The sequence below is a fragment of the Saccharothrix sabaoui genome (assembly GCF_051756985.1).
In the GTDB taxonomy this organism is placed as follows: domain Bacteria; phylum Actinomycetota; class Actinomycetes; order Mycobacteriales; family Pseudonocardiaceae; genus Actinosynnema.
The window spans coordinates 1-4,043 of record NZ_JBPKJK010000309.1; the positions used below are offsets into that span (position 1 = coordinate 1).

The 4,043-nt window shown below is 68.1% G+C and carries 2 protein-coding genes; both read right to left on the reverse strand.

Going from position 1 to position 4,043, the window contains the following annotated elements:
• Positions 1-29 precede the first annotated feature (29 nt).
• Positions 30-1,853 carry an ABC transporter family substrate-binding protein gene (locus ACR807_RS41340; RefSeq protein ID WP_438927015.1) on the reverse strand — a complete coding sequence of 608 codons (1,824 nt, stop codon included), beginning with the start codon at positions 1,851-1,853 and terminating at the stop codon, positions 30-32.
• A gap of 291 nt (positions 1,854-2,144) precedes the next feature.
• A complete protein-coding gene (locus ACR807_RS41345; protein ID WP_438927016.1) occupies positions 2,145-3,812 on the reverse strand; it encodes an ABC transporter family substrate-binding protein in 1,668 nt (555 codons plus the stop codon).
• Positions 3,813-4,043: the final 231 nt, after the last annotated feature.

The window sequence follows — 4,043 nt, forward strand, 5'->3', positions numbered from 1 at the left end:
CCGCGAGGATCACGGGCGGCCGGGCGGTGTTACTTCTTCTGCCAGGCGTACAGGTTCCAGGTGACACCGCCACCGACGCCGATGTAGGAGATCGGGCCGATGTCCGCGCTCGACGCGGCGAAGTCGGACAGCTGGAACAGCGGGATGCTGTGCAGGTCGTCCCGCATGATCTTGTCGACGTCGTTCATCATCGTGATGCGCTTCTGGTAGTCCAGCTCGCCGTTCGCGGCAGCCCACTTCTCGGTCATCTCGGCCGAGTCGTAGTTGTTGTAGTTGCCCGAACCGCCCTTGGCCTTCTGGGCGTAGTTGCCGTACGCGCCGGCCTTCAGCGGCTGGCCGACCCACGCGAACAGGGCCGCGTCGAACTCGGACGCCGGGAGGCGCTTGTCGTTGAAGTCGGCGGCCTGGTCGGCGACGATCTCGATGCCGGCCTGCTTGCACTTGTCCTGGAGGATGCGCACCGTGTCCGCGCGGCGGGTCACGATCTTGTGGCCGATCTTGAACGACGCGCGGAACTCGCCCTTGGTGTAGATGCCGTCGGCACCCTGGACCCAGCCGCCGTCCTCGAGGGTCTTCTTGGCGGCCGCGACGTCACCCTTGCCGGTGTCGCTGTAGTGGTCCTCGTAGCCGACCTCGTTCGGCATGAACACCAGGCTGCCGAGCGGCTTGGCGTTCGGGTCGACGTCCGCGACCAGCTTCTCGACCAGCGCGTCGCGGTCGAAGCACTGGGCGATCGCCTGGCGCAGGTCCTTGTTCTGGGCGAACAGGGGGCGCGCCATGTTGAAGTCGACGTGCTCGTAGGTCTGGCCACCGGCCGCGTAGACCTCGAACGCCGAGTCACCGCGGAGCTGCGCCGCGACGGCCGGGTCGGCCTGCGGCGCGATGACCGAGACCTCCTTGTTCTGGAGCTGCTGCGCGGCGGACTGCGCGTCGGTGTTCGTCTTGAGGATCACCTTGGCGGGACCGGCCGGGTTGCCCCAGTACTTCGGGTTGCGGACCAGGACCGTCTGGTCGGTCAGGTCGGCGGACTCGACGGCGAACGGGCCACCCGAGAGGGCGACGCTCAGGTCGAAGCCCAGCCAGCCCTTCGTGTAGAACTCGGCGACCTTCTTGACCGTGTCGTCGTTCTGCGCGGGCAGGACCTTGGTGATGTCCGCGACGCCGGTCTTCTGCTCCAGGACGTGCGCCGGGAGCAGGCTGTCGCTGCCCGGCTGCGAGAACAGCGCGCGGTAGTCCGCGAACGGCTTGTCCTTGAAGAACGTCGTGGTGATCGTCTTGTCGTTGTCCGAGCACTCGAGCTTCTCGATGTTCTCGTAGCCCGTGGGGGTCGAGTCGAAGATCGAGGCCTCGGAGCCGTCCTCACCCTTGACGGTGGCCTTGCTCGTCGCGGCCAGCCACTTCAGGTGGAAGTCGTCGCAGTCGATCGGCTGGTCGTCGGACCAGACGGCGGCCTTGTTGACCTTCCACTCGATGGTCTGCGGGTCGGTCGACGTGACCTTGATGGAGTCCATCAGGTCGCCGTCGATCTTGATGACGACCTTGCCGTCGACCAGGTCGGTGATGAACGGCGACGGCTGGACGTTCGACAGCGCGATGGTGCTGGAGAAGTTGTTGGTCGCGCCGATGTTGTTGTTGTAGTTGTGGGCCGCCTCTTCAACGGCGACCGAGATCTCGCCGATGTCCTCCACCTTCGGACGCTTGAACAGCTCGTCCTGACCGCCGATCGCGCCCGGGTTCGCGTCCTGCGCGCCACCCTGGTCGCCACCGCTCGAGCCGCCACCACTGCACGCGCTCAACGCGAGTGCGGCCGTGGTCACCAGCGCGAGCGCCGAGACAGCCTTTGATCTCCTCATCGACACGTGCCCTCCTAGCACTGGGTTGGAGCGACCGTTCAGGCCGACTTCCACCCATAACCGTGATGTGCCAAACGCGCCCCGAACCGACACACCGTTGCAGCACGATAAGAAGCAGTGCGCGGCACGGTCACTGCCCATCGGCCGATCGTGACCAAAGGGTGACACGCTGGTAGCAGCACGCGACTCCGTCGTTACCGGGTGGGAGCGGTTGTTAACCGGACGAGTGGAATACTGTCAATACTGCACCGCGAACGCATCTTGAAGCCAGTGTTTCGTACGGGTCAACGGTCAACGATCTTCCCGGCGCCAGGTGCGAGCCTCGCTCAGCGGACCCGCGAGGGGGGCGCCCGCGGTGACCCCGCCGACCTCCGGCAGGGCCACCAGAACGTCCGCTACCTGGAACAACGGCATCGCGACGGCCTGCTGCCAGAGCACCGGCTCGATGCTCCGGAGGGCGTCGGAGAGCAGCACCTCGCCCGAGAGGGCCTGTTCGACCACCGGTTGGACCGCCTGGTCGCAGAAACCCGACAGATTCGCCGGAATGGGTGTACCCCCGTCGTCCGGTGACGTCCGGCAGCCGAATGAGGAAGCCAGAACGGCGGCCGAATCGCCCGTGTCCGGCCGCGGTACGACGGCAATGTCGACAGCGTTGTCGGATGTGCCGGTATCCGACAGATCTTGGCCGAACAACGCATTGGGCTGCGTTGTCAGGACGCGGGCGGCGATTCCGGACAATGACAACTGGCGCTGGACCTGGTTCGCGACGGCCACGTACGGCTCCACGCCGGCCGGTGCGGCGATGGTCAACTCCAGCGGCTTCCCGTCCCGTTCCCAGAGGGTTCCCGTCCGGGTGTAACCCGCCTCGGTGAGCAGTTGCGCGGGGTCGCCGGCGAGGGCCGGCAGGGTCGGCGTGTAACCGGCGGAAGACGGCGGGATGACGAGGGCGTCGGCGCGGAGGGCGGCACTGGGACCGTTCCGACTACCGAGGGCGATCAGCTCGTCACGGTTGAGCGACCTCATGACGGCGGTGCGGACGCGGACGTCCTCCATCCTCGGCGACGCCGGGCGCAGGAGGAGGTGCACCACCTCCGGCCGGGGGACCACGGTCGTGGTGACCGCCTTGGTCGTCACCAGCTCCTCGACGTCCTTGAGCGCGATGGCGTCGGCGCGGATGAGGGCGACCTGGGCGTCACCGGCGTTGAGCGCCTCGATCGTGTCGTGCTGGCTCGCCCGCCTGAGGGTCACCCGGTCGAGAACCGGCGGTTGCTCCCAGAAGCGGTCGCTGCGCTCCAGGATGATCTCGCCGCGCGGCTGGTCGAGCGTGCGGACCGCGAACGGGCCGGCCGTGGCCGGGAAGCTGTCGGCGAGGGCCGCCGCCCAGCCGCCGGGGGCGTCCTTGAGCAGGTGGGCGGGCAGCAGGTCGTGGAACAGGCTCCGCCACCCGGGGTAGGGCTTGGCGAACACGACCTCGACGACCTTGCCGCCCTCCCGGCTGGCGATGTCCTCGATGAGCCGGTACCCGGCCGGGTCCACCACCCCGGGCTCGGCCCGCATCCGCTGCCACAGGTAGACGAAGTCCTCGGCCGCGATGGGCGCCGAGTCGGACCAGCTCGCGTCCCGCCGGATCGTGTAGGTCACCGTGTACGGTTCGGCGCTCGTCACCTCGGCGCTGACCAGCAGGTCGAGGTCCATGCGGGGGCTGCCGTCGCCGGCCGTGCGGAAGGTCGAGGGCAGGAGCAGCGAGGACAGGGCCGTGGTGACCGCGGACCGCGACGCCAGGGTGTGCGGGTTGTAGCCGCCCTTGACGTCGTCGACGCCGACGACGACCTCGTTGACCTTCTCCTTGGGGACCACCGTCATCCCGGGCGTGGAGGGCACCAGGGGCGGCGGTGGCGTCGCCGTGCAAGCCGACAGAGCCAGCGCGGCCACCACCGCGACAACCGTTCGCTTCCCCATGGGTACGAGCGTGCCAGACGCGGCGATGACAGTTGACGCCCAGGTCCCGCCAACCCCCGCCCGCTCTCCCGGCCCGCTCTCCCCGTCCACTGCCGCCCGACCGGGCCGGGCACCGCCCCGTGTGCGGTCCGTGGCGTTGGGTGGTTGCGCGGCTCCGGGGTTGAGGTGGCACCTCTTGTTTTCAACCGAGAACGGTAACGACGTTTCCGTACATGTCGAGGCCCATGTTCA